Origin of the sequence: Streptomyces sp. NPDC048290, assembly GCF_040652095.1 — a bacterium.
Lineage (GTDB): Bacteria > Actinomycetota > Actinomycetes > Streptomycetales > Streptomycetaceae > Streptomyces.
Window position 1 is genome coordinate 145,602 of the sequence record NZ_JBEZLM010000018.1, and the last position, 15,247, is coordinate 160,848.

At 73.3% G+C, this 15,247-nt stretch carries 13 protein-coding genes and 1 riboswitch; of the genes, 1 reads left to right on the forward strand and 12 read right to left on the reverse strand.

Annotated elements, in window-relative coordinates; all coding sequences use genetic code 11:
- Positions 1–28 precede the first annotated feature (28 nt).
- From AB0D49_RS28065 to AB0D49_RS28095, 7 genes are all read right to left on the reverse strand, one after another.
- Positions 29–1,060, reverse strand: a complete 1,032-nt coding sequence (locus AB0D49_RS28065) for an ABC transporter substrate-binding protein (RefSeq protein WP_362762324.1) — start codon at positions 1,058–1,060, stop codon at positions 29–31.
- A gap of 32 nt (positions 1,061–1,092) precedes the next feature.
- Positions 1,093–1,249: riboswitch (cobalamin riboswitch) on the reverse strand.
- A gap of 31 nt (positions 1,250–1,280) precedes the next feature.
- Complete coding sequence (locus AB0D49_RS28070) at positions 1,281–2,030, reverse strand: class I SAM-dependent methyltransferase (RefSeq protein WP_362762326.1); 750 nt, start codon at positions 2,028–2,030, stop codon at positions 1,281–1,283.
- A gap of 6 nt (positions 2,031–2,036) precedes the next feature.
- Entirely contained in the window at positions 2,037–3,122 is a 1,086-nt protein-coding gene (locus tag AB0D49_RS28075) for an MFS transporter (protein WP_362762328.1), read from the reverse strand.
- A 208-nt stretch (positions 3,123–3,330) separates the two neighbouring features.
- Positions 3,331–4,569 (reverse strand): ATP-grasp domain-containing protein, encoded by a 1,239-nt coding sequence (locus tag AB0D49_RS28080; protein WP_362762330.1) that lies wholly within the window; start codon positions 4,567–4,569, stop codon positions 3,331–3,333.
- On the reverse strand, positions 4,566–5,588 hold the full coding sequence (locus AB0D49_RS28085) for a cysteine synthase family protein (protein ID WP_362762332.1): 1,023 nt from the start codon (positions 5,586–5,588) through the stop codon (positions 4,566–4,568). Before AB0D49_RS28085 ends, AB0D49_RS28080 begins: the two co-directional genes overlap by 4 nt.
- Positions 5,585–6,598 (reverse strand): hypothetical protein, encoded by a 1,014-nt coding sequence (locus AB0D49_RS28090; RefSeq protein WP_362762334.1) that lies wholly within the window; start codon positions 6,596–6,598, stop codon positions 5,585–5,587. Before AB0D49_RS28090 ends, AB0D49_RS28085 begins: the two co-directional genes overlap by 4 nt.
- A gap of 380 nt (positions 6,599–6,978) precedes the next feature.
- Complete coding sequence (locus tag AB0D49_RS28095) at positions 6,979–7,311, reverse strand: antibiotic biosynthesis monooxygenase family protein (RefSeq protein WP_362762336.1); 333 nt, start codon at positions 7,309–7,311, stop codon at positions 6,979–6,981.
- 114 nt (positions 7,312–7,425) lie between these two features.
- On the opposite strand from AB0D49_RS28095, the gene AB0D49_RS28100 reads away from it, so the two are divergent.
- Positions 7,426–7,770, forward strand: a complete 345-nt coding sequence (locus tag AB0D49_RS28100) for a hypothetical protein (RefSeq protein ID WP_362762338.1) — start codon at positions 7,426–7,428, stop codon at positions 7,768–7,770.
- 80 nt (positions 7,771–7,850) lie between these two features.
- Here the strand turns inward: AB0D49_RS28100 and AB0D49_RS28105 are convergent, their stop codons facing one another.
- Genes AB0D49_RS28105 through AB0D49_RS28125 form a run of 5 tightly spaced genes read right to left on the reverse strand, consistent with a single transcriptional unit; the run spans position 7,851 to position 15,217 of the window.
- Positions 7,851–8,618, reverse strand: coding sequence for an ECF transporter S component (locus tag AB0D49_RS28105; protein WP_362762427.1), 768 nt, complete (start codon positions 8,616–8,618; stop codon positions 7,851–7,853).
- 38 nt (positions 8,619–8,656) lie between these two features.
- Positions 8,657–10,345 (reverse strand): ATP-binding cassette domain-containing protein, encoded by a 1,689-nt coding sequence (locus AB0D49_RS28110; protein WP_362762340.1) that lies wholly within the window; start codon positions 10,343–10,345, stop codon positions 8,657–8,659.
- Positions 10,342–11,499: an energy-coupling factor transporter transmembrane component T gene (locus AB0D49_RS28115; RefSeq protein ID WP_362762429.1), complete on the reverse strand. Its 1,158-nt coding sequence runs from the start codon at positions 11,497–11,499 to the stop codon at positions 10,342–10,344. The genes AB0D49_RS28110 and AB0D49_RS28115 overlap by 4 nt, the downstream gene beginning before the upstream one ends.
- Before the next feature lie 23 nt (positions 11,500–11,522).
- Positions 11,523–12,455 (reverse strand): hypothetical protein, encoded by a 933-nt coding sequence (locus tag AB0D49_RS28120; RefSeq protein ID WP_362762342.1) that lies wholly within the window; start codon positions 12,453–12,455, stop codon positions 11,523–11,525.
- Positions 12,452–15,217, reverse strand: a complete 2,766-nt coding sequence (locus AB0D49_RS28125) for a prenyltransferase/squalene oxidase repeat-containing protein (protein ID WP_362762344.1) — start codon at positions 15,215–15,217, stop codon at positions 12,452–12,454. Before AB0D49_RS28125 ends, AB0D49_RS28120 begins: the two co-directional genes overlap by 4 nt.
- Positions 15,218–15,247: the final 30 nt, after the last annotated feature.

Below are 15,247 nucleotides of genomic sequence, written 5' to 3' on the forward strand. Positions count from 1 at the left end.
TCGGCGGCGGACTTCGTGACCGGCAGGGTCACCGGAAGCTCTCCGGGTGCAGCGCGCGGGCCAGGTCCTCCACGGCGTACGCCGACCGGACACCGACCAGCGTGGCGGTCAGCGGCAGCACCACGAACCGCTCGTCGCGCACCGCCGGTACGTCCGCGAGCGCGGGCTGCGCCCGCAGGAACTCCTTCTTCCGCTCGATGCTCCCGGCCCCGGCGTAGTCGTAGATCGCGATGACCTCCGGCCGGCGCTCGACGACCTGCTCCCAGGAGACGTCCCCGAAGACCTCGTCCAGATCGGCGAACACGTTCTCGCCGCCCGCCAGCCGGATCAGCTCACTGCCCAGGCCCTTGCCGCCCGCCGTGAACGCGGACTTGTCGCCGCTGTCGTACACGAACACCGGTACCCGGTCCGCGCCCTCGACCGCCGTGGCCGCCCCGTCGACCCGGCCGCGCAACTCCGCGACCAGGTCGTCCGCCCGCTCCGGCACACCGAAGACATCACCGATGGTGCGGATCTCGTCGTAGGTGTCCCGCATCGTCACCGACTGGTTCGCGGCGCAGTACTCGCGGTTGAGGTAGGTGTCGATACCCGCGTCGGCGAACGCCTCCCGGGAGCGGCCCTCGTTGTCGGCGAACGCGCTGCCGTAGCCGCCGTAGACCAGATCGGGTTCGGTGTCGAGGATCGTCTCGAACGACGGCTCCTTCTCCGCCAGTTCCGGTATCGCCTCGAAGTCCGACCGCAGCGCGGGCAGTACCGCCGAGTCGGGGAACGCGGTACCGACCATCCGGTCCCTCAGGCCCAGCGCGAGCATCAGCTCCGCCGGATGCTGGTGGATCGTCACCACCCGCTCGGGTGGCGCGTCGTAGGTGGTCCGCACCCCGCAGTTCTCCACGGTGAGCGGAAAGCCGTCGGCCGGGGCGGCCGACGGACCGGCGGCCCCGGCCGGGTCGCCGGACCCGCCGCACCCGGCGGCCAGCAGCACCGCCGACAGGGCGAGCGCCGCGGCCAGGCGGCGACGGACGGGGACGGGCAGGGGGGTACGGGAAGGACCGTCGTGCACGATGTGCCTCCTGGGGAGTCCGCGCTCCTCGGAACGGGCCCGCGACAGGCCAGTGTCCTGACTCCCGGAGCGACGCCCGTGTCCGCCTGCCCACGCCGCGCGCCCCGGTCACAGTGGCGGGACCGTGCCGGACTCGCACCGGCTTCCTGATTCCCGTCGCGGTTGATGGGTGACGCGGTGATCCTACGATCCGCGCACCACGGCCAGAAGGCCGCGGACCTCACACCGCGCGGACCGCCCGCAGCACCAGCCGTTCCGCGGTCTCGTCATAGGGCCGTCCGTCGAAACCGCCGAAGACCTCCACCCGGCCGAACCCCGCCTCCTCCACCAGCCGCCGCAACTCCACCGCGCTGTACACGAACCACACCAGCCTGGCCCGGGTCACCCGCTCACCGCGCACCAGCACCCAGTCGCTGCGCAGCCGCGCCCAGTCGTCCAGCACGGTGTCCGTCTGCACCATCAGATCCTCCCCGCGCCGCACCACCTTCGGCGGGCTCACCCGCCCGGCCAGCAACTCCTTGCCCGCGAGATCCAGCACCAGCGTGCCCCCTGGAGCCAGACAGTCGTACATGGTCCGCAGCATCCGCGCGTTGTCGGCCGGGTCCTCGAAGTACCCGAACGACGTGAACATGTTGAGGACGACATCGAAGGCGCCCGGCGCCCGGTACGTCCGGGCGTCCGCCCGCACATGGGTCACCTCGACGCCCGCCCCGGCCGCCCGCTCGCGGGCCCGCTCCAGCATCGGCAGGCTCCGGTCCACCCCGGTCACGGTATGGCCGCGCAGCGCCAGCGGCACGGTGAACACCCCCGGACCGCAGCACAGGTCCAGCACCCGGGAGGCGGCCGGGAAGGACAGCAGCGGTGAGCTGTCCAGCAGTTCGGCGGCCTGGGTGTGACGCTGCTCGGAGAAGAGGAAGTCATGGAACTCGGTCCAGAAGTCGTCGTCCTGGAACCCACCGGTCCGTGTCATCCGGGCTCAGTGCTCCTTCGTGGGGGAGGGTGAAAGGGAGGGGGAGGGGCGGCGCAGGAGGAGCAGCAGTGGGGGCAGCAGGACGCACTGGGCGGCGGCCAGCAGCCAGAACGAGCCGGTGGACCCGGCCTGTTCGCCGAGCCCGTACAGCTGACCGCCCACCACCCCGCTGGCGCACGCGCCGAGCCCCGCCGCCAGCCGCTGCTGGCCGAAGACGACGGCGTCGGAGCGGGAGCTGCGGCCCAGCGCCTCCAGATCGTTCTTGAGGAACAGCACGATGTCCCCGAGCGTGATCAGCGCCCCGCCCGCCAGCAGTGCCGCCCGGCTGCCGACCGCCAGCACCGCGAGACCGGCCGCCAGCCCCGCGAACCCGACCGTGAGGGCGAGCGCGTACGGCATCCGCCGGATCAGCCCGGACGCGAGCGGCTGGACGACGATCACCAGCGCGAAGCACAGCAGCAGCACCAGGCTGTAGAACGCGCCGGACGCCCGTTCCACCGCGTACACCGCCAGGAAGTGCTGGAAGAAGAAATACAGATAGAACGCCAGCAGGTTCGCGGCGAACGGCAGCACCGCCACCCCGGTCAGCAGCCCGCCGGACGTACCCGCCGCGCGCCGCTCTCCCACCGCGGGCAGCCGCGCGTGCCCGAGCGTGACCAGCGCGAACAGGGCGGTCACGGCGACGAACAGCCAGCCCGGCGACGACAGTACGAACGGCCCCGCGATCAGCGGACCCACCGCCATCCCCGCGTTGAGCGCCGCGTTGCCCGCCGACAGGAACGCCGGGCGGCGCTCCTCGGCCACGCCGTGCACGAGATACGCCTTGTTCGCGGGGAGGTACAGCGCCGCGCCGCAGCACGTCAGGATCAGCGCCGGAACCGCCAGCGGCGGCCAGCGCAGCGCCGCCAGCATCCCGGCGAACCCGGTGGTACGGGTCACCAGCGCCCACAGCATGGTGCGGCGCAGCCCGATCCGGTCGGCGAGCGCGCCGCCCGCGATCCCGCCGGAGAACTGCACCAGCGCCGCCGCCGCCAGCACCACCCCGACCGTGCCGAGCCCCATCCCGAGCCGCTCATGCAGGAACACCGACATGAACGGCAGCACCATGAAACTGCCGAGCGGGATCAGGAAGGAGCTGAGCAGCAGAAAGCGGAGCGGTCCGCCGAGTCCGCCGATCCAGCGGGCCGGACCGCCGGTCCGGTTCTCTCCGGGCGCTCGGACTCCGGGTCCGTCCGATGGGTCGGCTGCCGGACCCGCCCGACCTGCTCTCCCCCCGGTCCCCGCAGGGCCGTCGTCGCCTTCAGGCACCGGATGCCCGGGGCGGGAACGGTTCTGTGCGTACGCGGAGCGTGTTCGCCGCGGCCACCGCCCGGTGTGTGGCCAGTTCCGCGGTCTCCGCCTCCGCGTACACGATCCCGGCATAGCCGCGGCTGTCCGCCAGATGCTCGATCGCGTCGCCCGGCGCCTTCACCGGGTACCAGGCGGGCGCCCCCGGCAGATCCGCCAGCCGGTCCAGTCCGGTGACCCCGGTGAAGACACCGGGCGCGGCCGGGTAGCCGAGGACGAACGCCACCGCCGGACCGCCGGGCGGGTCCGTGTCCATGAGCGCGGGACGCCGGCCAAGCGCGGTCTCGACCATCGCCTCGTACACATTGAGCCCGAGCGCCCGGCACAGGCCCTCGCCGACCAGCGCGCCGCCGATCCGGGGGTTGATCTCCACCAGCTCCGGTCCTTCGGCGGTCAGGACGAACTCCACATGCGCGAACCGGTCGGTGTAGCCGACGGCGGCCAGCAGCGCGTCGAGCCAGCCCTCCAGCGACGTCCGCCGCGCCTCGGGGAACGCCACCGGGAACGCGGTGATCTCCTCCCGGAAGTACGGCTCCGGGGACATCAGCCTGCTGGACACCCCGAGCAGCCGGGTCCGCCCCGCCCAGGTGAGGGTCTCGGCGCTGTAGACCGGCCCGGCGAAGTAGGGCTCGGCGAACAGCCGCCCCTTCAGCGGCCGGTCCGCCGACTCGGCGAGCGCGGTGTCGAGTGCGCTCTCGTCCCGCACCAGCCACACGTTCTGGCTGCCGGTGCCCGCCGAGTCCTTCAGCACGGCGGGCAGCCCGATCTCCTTGAGGAGCAGGTCCCGCGCCGCCCCGCCGCCGTCCACCGTCAGCGCCCGGCCCCGGGTCAGTCCGGCGCCGTGCAGCAGCTCCCGCACGGCCGCCTTGTCGCGGGTCAGACGCAGCACGGCCGGGTCGAGGCCGGGGAGTGCGAAGCGGGCGGCCAGTTCGGCGCCGACCAGCGTCCAGGTGTCCGTGGAGCTGATCAGCCCGCGCAGGGACGGCGTGCCGCGCAGCCGCTCCGCGACCCCGTCCACGTCGAAGGTGTCGGTCTCCACCACGTCCAGCGCACCGGACGGCAGCCGCTCCAGCTCGTAGGCGTAGTAGGCGGGGTCGCGGGTGAGCAGGGTCAGCTGCTCGCCCAACGTGTCGGCGGCGCGGACCAGATGACCGAGTCCGAAGGTGAGGGACTCCAGCAGGACGACGCTCACGCGGCCCGCTCCTTCCACGCGGCGGGGCAGGGGGTGCGCTGCCAGGCCATGGTCGACCAGGGCATGGACAGCTCCTCGGGCTGCGCGATCTCCACGGGTTTCAGCGCCGCCGGGTCCAGCGCCTCCCGGTGCCGGGCGAAGACCCGCTCCACATAGCGGTGCCCGGTGTCGGCGCCGATCACCAGATGCAGCCGGTCGGGATGGCGGCGCGCCTCGTGCCCGGCGGCCAGGAAGGCGGCGCCGGTGGACAGTCCCGCGAACACGGCGTGGTCGCGCAGCAGGGCGACCGCCCCGGCCATGGCGTGGGTGAAGTCCAGCCAGTGCAGGGCGTCGTAGAGATGGTGGCGGACATTGTCGAAGACGATGGACGAGCCGATCCCGGCGATGATCGCCTCCGGGTCGTGATGGTCCTGGCTGCCGAAGGTGACACTGCCGAACGGCTGCACCCCCACCAGCCGCACCGCCGGGTCGGTGGCGCGCAGCCGCTCCACCAGCCCGCCGGTGGAGGCGCCCGAGCCGACCCCGCCGACCACGGTCAGTGGCCGGTCCCCGAACGCGGCGGTGATCCGGTCGGCGACCTCGTGGTAGCCGAGGTAGTGGATGTCGTCGTGGTACTGGCGCATCCAGTGAGTGCCGGGCCGGGTGGCGAGTATCTCCCGCACCCGCCGTACCCGCAGCTCCTGGTCGAGTTGGAGGGTGCCGGACGGCCGGACCTGCTCGACGGTCGCGCCGAGCACCTCCAACTGGGCGCGGGTGGTGGTGTCGACGGTGGTGGAGGCGACGATGTGGCAGCGCAGTCCATAGCGGTGGCAGGCCAGCGCCAGCGCGTAGGCGTAGATGCCGCTGGAGCTGTCGAGGAGGGTCTGGCCGGGGCGGATCGTGCCCCGGTCGAGGAGATGGCGGACGGCGCCGAGCGCCGAGTAGATCTTCATCGACTCGAACCGGATCAGCACCAGGCCGTCGGTGAGCCGTACCAGGTCGGGGATCTTCAGGGCGTCGGCGATATGCGGGTGGATCACCCGTAGCCTCCTTGGGCGAAAGAGCACTGGTGGCCGAGCGAGTGGAAGAAGGCGGACAGCTCCGACTTGACGTCGGCGCCGGGGCGGTGCGCGAAGAGATAGCCGATCAGACAGCCGGTGTGGGCGACGAAGACACCGTCGGCGCCGAACCACTCCCGGTGGGCGAGCACGGCGTCGAAGGACGCCTTGGGCAGCACCTCCTGGGAGAGCCCGGCACTGATGGTCGCCGCCTGTGCCACGGCCCGGGGGTCACCTGTGGAGAATCCTTTCAGCAAGGTGTCGAGACCCCGCTCGTAGCGGGGTCCGTGCCGCCGGTAGTGGGTGAGGAGCCGGTCGGTGACGGCGGCGGTGTCCACCGTGCCGGGTTCGGTGATGTACGCGGTGTGGAAGCCGAGGCCGGTGCCGAGCCGGCGCACCACCCGGTGCCGGCCGCTGAGATGGAGCGCGAACTCGTCCAGGAACACGCTGTCGGCCCGCTCGATCCGGGCCAGCACACCGAGCACCACATCCAGGTCGTAGGCCAGCCCGAACAGCCGGAACAGACAGCGCAGGGTGGCCACGATGTCCGCGGTCGAACTCGCCATCCCCACCCCGACCCGCAGATCGGAGTGCACGCTCCAGCGGCCCGGCGGCAGGGTCAGCCCGAACCGGTCGAGAAACAGCCCGGCCGCGGCGGCGGCCTTCGCCCCGAGCACCCCGGGCGCGCCGGGCGCCCCGGACTCCCCGGACGCTCGTGGCTCCCCGAGCACCCCGGACTCCCCGAGCATCCCAGGCGCGTCCTCCTCGGGTGTGAAGTGCACCCAGGAGTGCCGGTCGACCGGGAACGACACCAGCGCGATGTCCGGCACCGGCCCGGCCCGCAGCGGCCCCTGGTACAGCTCGCCCAGCGTGCCGTGGCAGACCCCGGAGACCGTGCGGGTCAGCGGCTGCCGGACGACGTGGACGCCCGGCGTACGGCCCGGAACCGGACGCGGCTGATTCCCCCCGAAAACGGGCACACGTGTGCTCACGTACGGTTCCTCCTGCTGGTCGGAGCCTTGACCGCGACCGGGAGCGAGATGCGGCGGAACGTACGCCGGGCGGCACTCATGAGCGTAAGCGGGTGGATACGGCCGCGTCAGGAGTGCACAGAAGGGTTGACCTGATGCGGTCGGTTGTCCTGATGTGGCGGGTGCCCCTGGGCCTGCCGGTTCCGGTGACACGCCCGTTGACCGGGTGCGGGGTGGGTCGGCGGCGGACGGGAGGGGCGGCGGGGAGGGGCCGGCCGGATGGGGACCCGGCGTTCCGGAGTGGACCGGTCCCACGCCGATGGCTCGGACGACGCGCACGCGCCCCCCGCCCGCCATGGCCGGCCCGCCCCCGGTGTCCTTCGAGCGGGCCGGGCGCGGGGTCAGCGCCGGTGCGCGGAGATGACCTGGAACAGCCTCGGCTGCACATCGGACGCGATGAGCGCGGCCTCGTCCATGTGCACCCGGGCCTCCGGGTCGGCGAGCATCGCCCGGTAGTGCTCCTCGGACTCCCACTGCGCGTAGTTGACGACCCGCTCGCCGTCCTGGGAGGCGTGGAAGTTGGCGCAGAGGAAGCCCGGCCGGTGCTTCATGGTCTCCTCGGTGGCCCGCGCCAGCAGGGCGATCAGCTCGCCCTGCCGCTCCGGGGCGACCGTGAACATATTGATCAGGGTGGCCACCGGCCGGGCGGTGTCGATATACGCGGTAATGGTCATAGACCTAGCTGTCCCCTTACCGCACGGTGGGGATGCGGAGGCGCCCCCGCGTTCCCCCGATCGAAGGAGCGCACACTGGAGCTGGAGGGGGCGACCGAGAAGGAGGCTGAGGCCATGGCCTGGGCATCATGGACCACCCCCGGGGTCTTCAGCGGCCGGGGCGGCGTACACACCGACGAGTCGGGAATCGTCAACGGCGATCTGACCGTGCACACCACCTGGGACGGCGCCGAGGCCGATGTGACCGTCCAGTACACCGGTACGTCGGACTGGTTCACCCTGGTCGGCAGCCCGGTGCGGTGTCCGTCCGAGGAGCACAGCCGGGCCCTGCACCAGGCGGTGGTCGCGGCCGTCAGGGCGGGCGGCGGAGCCACCCTGACCCGGGTCGCGGTGGGCGAGCTGGGCCCGACGGCCCCACCCGCCCGCGCCCTGTGGCCGACCCGCTCGGCACGGATCTGACCACACCCAGACACCCGACACCAGGCGCCGAGGACCAGGCGCCGAGGACCCGACACCAGGCACCCGACACCCGGCACCGGTCAGCGCGGTCCCGCCTCCGGGGGCGGGGCGAACCGGACCGGGGCCCGGAAGCGTGCCCGGCGCGCGGCCCGGCGGAACGTGGTGAGCACCGCCGGGCCCGCGAGCATGATCGCGACGAAGTTGGTGACCGCCCGGCCCGTGTCCCAGCCCAGGGACGTGGCGATGTCGAACGCGATGTACCGCTGCCACTGCTCGGTGAACGGCAGCCCCGGCAGATAGGCGATCGAGCTGTGCGGATCGACGGAGAACGGCCAGAACGACAGATTCAGCAGAAACCCGAAGAGATACCCGGACAGCGCCCCGTACACCGCCAGCAGCAGCACCTCGCGCCGCCCGCCCGCCCGGGGCAGGAACCCCGCCAGCATCCCCACGAACGCACACCCGAACATCTGGTACGGCATCCAGGGCCCGACCCCGCCCGTGATCAGCGCGGACGCGAACAGCGACGTACAGCCGAGGGTGAAGCCGAAGCCGGGGCCGTACACCCGCCCGGCCAGGACCAGCACGAAGAACACCGTCTCGATCCCGGCGGTCCCGGCGCCCAGCGGACGCAGCGCCGCGTTCACGGCGGACAGCACGCCCAGCATCGCCAGCGCCTTGGAGTCGATACCGCCCTCGGCGATCTCGGACAGCACCACGCACAGCACCAGGATCAGCAGCACACCGAAGATCAGCGGAGGTGTGTACTGCGAGCCGAACGTGCCCGGCGCCACCAGGAACGGCCAGAAGAACGCGACGACCCCGAGCAGCGCGGCGAGCGTCATCATCACACCGGCCCGCCCGCTGAGCCGGATGGCGACGGCGCTCACCCGTCCTCCCCGTCCACCGGTACGGCGGTCACCTGATCCACCGTCAGATAGGGCAGTGGCGCGAGGATCTTCGCCGTCTGCGGGGCGAACACCGGCGACGCCACGATGACGTCCGCCGTCGGTCCGTCGGCCACCACGTCCCCCTCGGCCATCACCACCACCCGGTCGGCGGCCCGCGCCGCGAACTCCACGTCATGGGTGGAGATCACCACCGAGGTGCCGTCCGCCGCGAGGGCGTCCACGATCCCGATCAGCGCCGACTTCGCCCGGTAGTCGAGACCCCGGGTCGGCTCGTCCAGCAGCAGCACCCGGGGCGCCGCCGACAACTGGACCGCCAGCACCAGCGACAGCCGCTGCCCCTCGGAGAGATCACGGGGATGGGTGGTGTCCGGGATGCCCGGCGCGAGCCGGTCCAGGATCTCCCGGGCCCGTCCACCGCCGGACGCGCCGGACTCGGCGTCCGCCTGGTCCAGCTCCTGCTTCACACTCTCCAGATACAGCAGGTCGGCGGGGGTCTGCGGGACCAGACCGACCAGCTCACGGGCGCGCGCGGCCGATACCGCGTGCGGATCGATGCCGTCCTTGCCGCCCCCGGCCTCCTTGCCGTTCCTGGCTTCCTTGCCCGCCGTGCCCGGTGGGTCCGTCACCCGTACGCTGCCGCCCGTGCGGGGCCCCGAGCCCTGGAGCGCCCACAGCAGCGACGACTTCCCCGACCCGTTGCGCCCCATCAGCGCCGTGATCTCCCCCGCCCGCAGATCGAGATCGACCTCCCGTACGGCCGGCACACCCTTGTACGTCACCGTCACCCCGCGTGCCCGCAGCAGCCGGGGCCGCTCGACCGCCGGGGCCGGGCGCACCGGCGCCGGGACGTGCCCGGCGAGCCGGGTGCGCAGCGGGGCGGCGGCCCGGCGGGCGTCCCGCACCGACAGCGGCAGCGGCGACCAGCCCGCCGCCCGGCCCAGCTCGACGATCGGCGGGGCGATGGCGGACGTCCTGAGGATCTCCGCGGCCGGTCCGATCCGGGCCCCTCCGTCGCCGGGCAGATGGATGACCCGGTCCGCGTACTGCACCACCCGCTCCAGCCGGTGCTCCGCCATCAGCACGGTCACCCCGAGGTCGTGGACGAGCCGGGTGACGGCGGCGAGCACCTCCTCGGCGGCCGTCGGGTCCAGCGCCGACGTCGGCTCGTCCAGCACCAGCACCCGGGGATGCGCGGTCAGCACCGACCCGATCGCGACCCGCTGCTGCTGCCCGCCGGACAGCTGGTACAGCGCCCGGTGGCGCAGATCCGCAAGACCCAGCAGATCGAGGGTCTCCTCGACCCGCTTGCGCATGGTCGCCGGGGGGATCGCCAACTGCTCCATCGCGTAGGCGAGTTCCTCCTCCACCGTGTCGGTGACGAACCCGTCGGCCGGGTCCTGGCCCACCACGCCCACCACGTCCGCCAGTTCGCGCGGCGGATGGTGGGCGGTGTCCCGGCCGTCGACGGTGACCCGCCCCGACAGCGTGCCCCCGGTGAAGTGCGGCACCAGCCCGTTGACCGCGCCCAGCAGGGTCGACTTGCCGGTGCCGGTGTGGCCGACGACGAGACACAGCTCGCCCTCCTCCACCGTGAGGTCCACGTCCCGCAGCGCCGGTCCGGGTGTGTCGTCGTACTGGAGGGTGACCTGGTCGAAGGTGATCACGGGCGTTCGGCTCTCTCGGTCGTGCGGGGGCGGACCGGCTCCGGGGGCGGTGCCACGAACCCCGCCGTGCCCGCCAGCAGGATCGCCAGGGTCGGGACGAGCGGCAGCTCGGGCCAGCTGAGGGGATAGAACGTCGGATTGAGCTGGGCGGGGTCGTAGCCCAGGCTGCTCAGCAGCAGCACGGCGGCCAGCAGCCCACTGCCCGCGACCGCCCACTCGGGCAGCCGCCACGGATCGGGACGATAGGTGGTACGGGTGACGCGCCGCCCGCCGAGCCGCAGCCCCGCCACACACAGCAGCGCCCCGACCGCCATCGCGGGCAGCCCGAGGAACGCGGGCGCCGTCGCGTCCAGCAGCCCGTACGCCCCCGCGCACAGCCCGCACATGCCGAGCAGCAGCAGCGCCCCGGTGATCCGCCGGGAGCGGCGGGTCGCGGTGCCCGCCCGGCCGTAGCCCCGGGAGTCCATGGCGGCGGCCAGCCGCAGCGAGCGCTCCAGCGCGTCCTCCAGGACCGGCACCACGATCCCGCGCAGCGCCCGCAGCCCCTGGGTCCGTCCGGCCCGCAGTTTCCGGGCCCGCGCCACCCGCTGGACGCTCAGCACCAGTTGGGGGGCGACACTGATCGACACCGTGACCGCCACGCCCAGTTCGTACAGGGCGCCGGGCAGGACCCGCAGGGCGCGCTTGGGGTTGGCGAGGGTGTTGGCGGCGCCGATGCAGCACAACATGCACGCCAGCCGCAGCCCCTCCGTCGCCGCCGACAGCAGCGCCTCCAGCGACACCGGGCCGCCGAGCTGGATACCCGCGTACCAGTCGGGGGTGGGGATGTGCGGCAGCGCGAACAGGAAGTGGTCGGTGGGCTGGATGCCGGTGGCGAAGATCGCCCGGAACACGATCCGGATCGCCACCACGGTCAGCGCGAGATACAGGTAGTACTTGAAGCCGCGCGCCCAGGGCGCCTCCGTGCGGCGCGCGGAGACCACATAGCCGAGCACGGCCAGCACCAGGAACAGCAGCAGCGGATTGTTGGTGCGGCTGGCGGCGGTGGCCAGCGCCAGCGCCCAGATCCACCAGGCGAGCGGATGCAGGATGCGCGGCAGACGGCGCCCGCGCGGGTCCGGGAGGGGATCGGACCCGGCGGGCGCCGCCGCCATGGCCGTCGTACGGGACACCGGGGTCACTCGGTACGACGGCGGCGGGCCGCGAACACCGCGGCGCCGCCCACCAGGACGACCAGGGCCGCGCCGGTGACCACCGGCACGATCGAACCGGAGTCGTGCGGGGCGTCGGCCGCCGGGGCGGCGTCGACCACGGTCGGTCCGGGGCTGGTACGGGGCGCGGCCAGCGCGGGGGCGCTGTCCGACGGACTGGCGGAGGGACTCGGCGTGGGGGACGGGGACGGGCTCTTGGCGGGCCTCTTCGGGCTGGGCTTCGGGGACGGCGACGCCTTCGGCGGCCTCGGCGGGGCGGTGGTGCGCCGCTCGGGCGCCGGTCCGGTGTCCACGCCCGGGGGCAGCGCGGGCGCGTTGTCGTCGCTCGCGGGCGGCGCCGCATTGCCCTGCGGGCGGGTGTTCTTGGCGCGCAACTGGTCGGGGGTGACGGTGGGACGGCCCTCGGTGCCCTCGATGTTCGTGCCGCCGAAGATCCACAGATCGACGCTGCCGGGCTTGGGCTTGTAGAGCATCGCGCCGAGCTGGCTGTAACTCCAGTCGTTCTGGCCCGGGTCGGCGTGCCAGTACGACCAGTACGCGGAGGCGGGCGGGGTCAGGACACAGTCCTCCTGGGCGGCGGTCGGATACTGCCTGCCGTTCTGGTGGCCGCTGTAGCCGATGCGGCAGATGAACGCCGGACCGTCGTGCCCGGTGCCGGTGGTGCGCCAGCCGCCCTGGTTGAGGAGTTCGTAGCCGGTGGTCGGGGTGGTGCCGCAGGACCGCAGGATGGGCCCGCCCCAGTCGCTGAAGTCGACCGCCAGCACCGCCCCGGAGCTGGTGGTGCACCGGCCCATCGGCTGCGGGTCGGCCGCCGCCGGGGCGGTGGTCGCGGTGAGCGCGGCGCCGGTGAGGGCCAGGGCGGCCGTCACCCGGGCCGCGAGCGCCGTCGGCCGCCTCATCGTCCGTCTCCCGTCCCGGCGGTGCGGCGCCGGGCCACCACCACGACCCGCCAGCCCGCCAGCACCAGCAGTGCGGCGATGGCGGCGAGCATGGTGACCTGGACGCCGGTGGAGGCGAGGCCCCCGCTGCCGCCGTCCGCGGTGAAGTCGCCGCCGCCCGTGCCGCCACCGGACTCGCCGGGCGTCACGATGTCCGGGGTGGACCCGCTGGGCCGGGGCGTGGGCTGCGGCGAGGTGCCCTCCAGGGACTGTTCCAGATAGGCGAACGAGATGCCGGTCGCGCCGCCCACCGCCTGGGTGGACGCCCGCAGATCGGAGCCGCGCTGGCCCTCGGCGGCCACATTGAAACCGCCGTCGCCGTTCTGCTGCGCGGCCAGGAACTTCCGGGCCGCCGCGATCTCCTTCGGATAGGCGCCCGCGTCCAGGGACAGCCCCTGGATCGCCAGGGCCGTGGAGTTCACGGAGGTGCCGATCGAACTCTTGAAACCACCGCTGGACTGCTGCTGGTCCGCGATCCACCGCAGCGCCTTGTCGACGGCCGCGTTGTCACCCGCCAGATCCAGCGCCATCGCGGCCATCGCCGTGGAGTCCACGTCCGAGTCGCCCGTGGACGGGATCAGGCTCGGCCAGGCGCCGCTGTCGTCGTGCTGAAGCCCCGCGAGGTACGCGATCGGCTCGGCCGCCGCGTCCTCCTCGCCCGCCCGCAACTGCGCCATGATCCCCAGGGACTGGGAGAACACGGACGTGGCGTACGTGTAGTTGCCCTTCGCGGCACAGGAGCGGTCCGGTGCCGCGCTGGCCTTCGCGCACACCGCCGTCTCCAGCGCGCCGATCAGGTCCTGTCCGGCGAAGTCGCGCGGGTCACGGCCGACGGACTCGGCGAGCAGGGCGGTCTTGCCGATGAAGCCGCCCGAGGCGTACTCGGTGCCGATCTTCATGTAGTCGCGGATCGTGCGTCCCTCGCCGTCGGTGCCCCGCTCGTCCAGGAAGTCGACGATGCCGCGCAGCGCGTCGTTGTCCAGGCCGGTCGCGGCGAGCGCGTAGGCGCCGTCGATGGTCAGCCCGAAGTCGGCGCGGGAGACGGCGGGTCCGGCGGTGTAGTACCGGCCCTGCTTCAGCTGGGCGGCGCTGGTGAGGTAGGCGACGCCCTTCTTCAGGTCGGGGCCCGCGCCGGGCGGCGGGGTCCGGGTCGGGGTGGGCGAGGTGGTGGTGGGCGGGCCGCTGGGCTCCGGCTCCTTCACCGTCAGATCGGCCAGGCTCTTGCCGGTGCCCGCGAGCACCGCCAGCGCCGTCGGGTACAGCTGAGGGTCGGTCTGCGCCTCCTCGAAGCCGAAGCCGCCGCCCTCGGTCTGCTCCCGCGACAGCCACGCCACCGCCGCGTCGGCCTGCTTCTTCATCCCGAGCACCCGTAGCGCCTGCGCGGCGTACGCGGTGGAGATGACGCCCGCGGTGGGGGAGTCGGTGTACGCCGGGAACCCGCCGTCCGCGCGCTGGTTCTTGACGAGATAGGCGAGGGCCTTGTCCACGGCCGCGTCCTGCCCGCCCGCCGTGTGCAGGGCGAGGGCGACCAGACCGGTGGTCCCCGCGTCGCCGTCGCAGTACTCGCCCGGCCGGATGAGGACGCTGGTCACTCCGCCGTCACGGCACTGGAGCTGGGTCAGCCGCTGGACGGTCGCTGCGGGCGGCTCCTCGTCGGCGCGCGCCAGGGCGAGGACGCCCAGCGCCTGGCCCTCGGTGTAGCCGCTGTCCCCGAAGTCGCCCTTGCCGGTGCAGCCGGGGGCGGGACCGGACTCGGGGCCCGCCGGGCAGATGTGCGCCACCAGGTCGCCGATCAGATCATGGCCGCCGAAGTCACGCGGATCGCGTTCGGTGACCGACGCGAGCAGCGCGAGACGGGCCGCGCTGGTGGCGTCGGGCGCCTTGTCCGTGCCGTTGGGGTAGGCGACGGGACCGGCGGCGGAGGCCAGGAAGTCGGTGACCTTGCCGACGGTCTCGCTGTCGCCCTCGGCGGCGGCCAGCCCGAACGCCGTCAGCGCGGTCAGGAACGGATTGGCGTCGGTGGCGCCCTCGTCCACGATCCGTTCGCCGTCGGTGAGACGGCTCTTGAGCCAGTCGGCGGCGCCGTCCACGTCGATCTCGCCGGGCGCGCCGGTCAGCGTCGGACCGGGCGGTGTCGGGGTGGGCCCGCCGCCTCCGGCGCGGACGTCGTCGGGGCTGAACGTGGGACGGCCGGTGGTGCCGCCGACGTCCGTGCCGCCGAACACCCAGGCGTCCACGTCACCGTCGTTCAGCCGCCGGTCCATGGCCCCGTACTGGGAGTAGGACCAGTCGTCGTCCCCCGGCTCGGCCACCCAGTACGACCAGTAGGCGGTGGCGGGCGGGGTCAGGACGCAGGACTCCTTGTCCGGCGTCGGGTACTGGGTGCCGGAGTCGAACGGGCCGTAGCCGATGCGGCAGATGAACGCGGGCCCGTCGTGGTCGGTGCCCGCGGTGCTGAACCCGCCCTCGTGGAGCAGGTCGTAGCCGGTGGTGGGGGAGGTGTCGCAGCCCCGCTCGACCTCGCCGCCGAACGGGCCGAAGTCGACGGCGACGATCGCGCCCTTCGTGGCCGTGCAGCCGTCGATCGGATCGGCCGCCGCGGGCGAGGAGACGGTGAAGAATGTCACGCAGGCCGCGACCAGCACCAGCAGTGCCGTACCGGCCGCCGTCCAGGGCCCCGGTCTGCCGCCCGTGCGCCGCTCTCTTCGCTCTCCGGTCCGCATCGCGGTCCCCCTCGTCCTGTCCCCGCGGGG

Excerpts from the sequence above, each read along its gene's own strand:
- AB0D49_RS28070 (WP_362762326.1), bottom strand. The coding sequence starts at position 2,030 with ATGACACGGACCGGTGGGTTCCAGGACGACGACTTCTGGACCGAGTTC.
- AB0D49_RS28075 (WP_362762328.1), bottom strand. The coding sequence starts at position 3,122 with ATGTCGGTGTTCCTGCATGAGCGGCTCGGGATGGGGCTCGGCACGGTC.
- AB0D49_RS28095 (WP_362762336.1), bottom strand. The coding sequence starts at position 7,311 with ATGACCATTACCGCGTATATCGACACCGCCCGGCCGGTGGCCACCCTG.
- AB0D49_RS28100 (WP_362762338.1), top strand. The coding sequence starts at position 7,426 with ATGGCCTGGGCATCATGGACCACCCCCGGGGTCTTCAGCGGCCGGGGC.
- AB0D49_RS28105 (WP_362762427.1), bottom strand. The coding sequence starts at position 8,618 with ATGATGACGCTCGCCGCGCTGCTCGGGGTCGTCGCGTTCTTCTGGCCG.
- AB0D49_RS28115 (WP_362762429.1), bottom strand. The coding sequence starts at position 11,499 with ATGGCGGCGGCGCCCGCCGGGTCCGATCCCCTCCCGGACCCGCGCGGG.
- AB0D49_RS28120 (WP_362762342.1), bottom strand. The coding sequence starts at position 12,455 with ATGAGGCGGCCGACGGCGCTCGCGGCCCGGGTGACGGCCGCCCTGGCC.
- AB0D49_RS28125 (WP_362762344.1), bottom strand. The coding sequence starts at position 15,217 with ATGCGGACCGGAGAGCGAAGAGAGCGGCGCACGGGCGGCAGACCGGGG.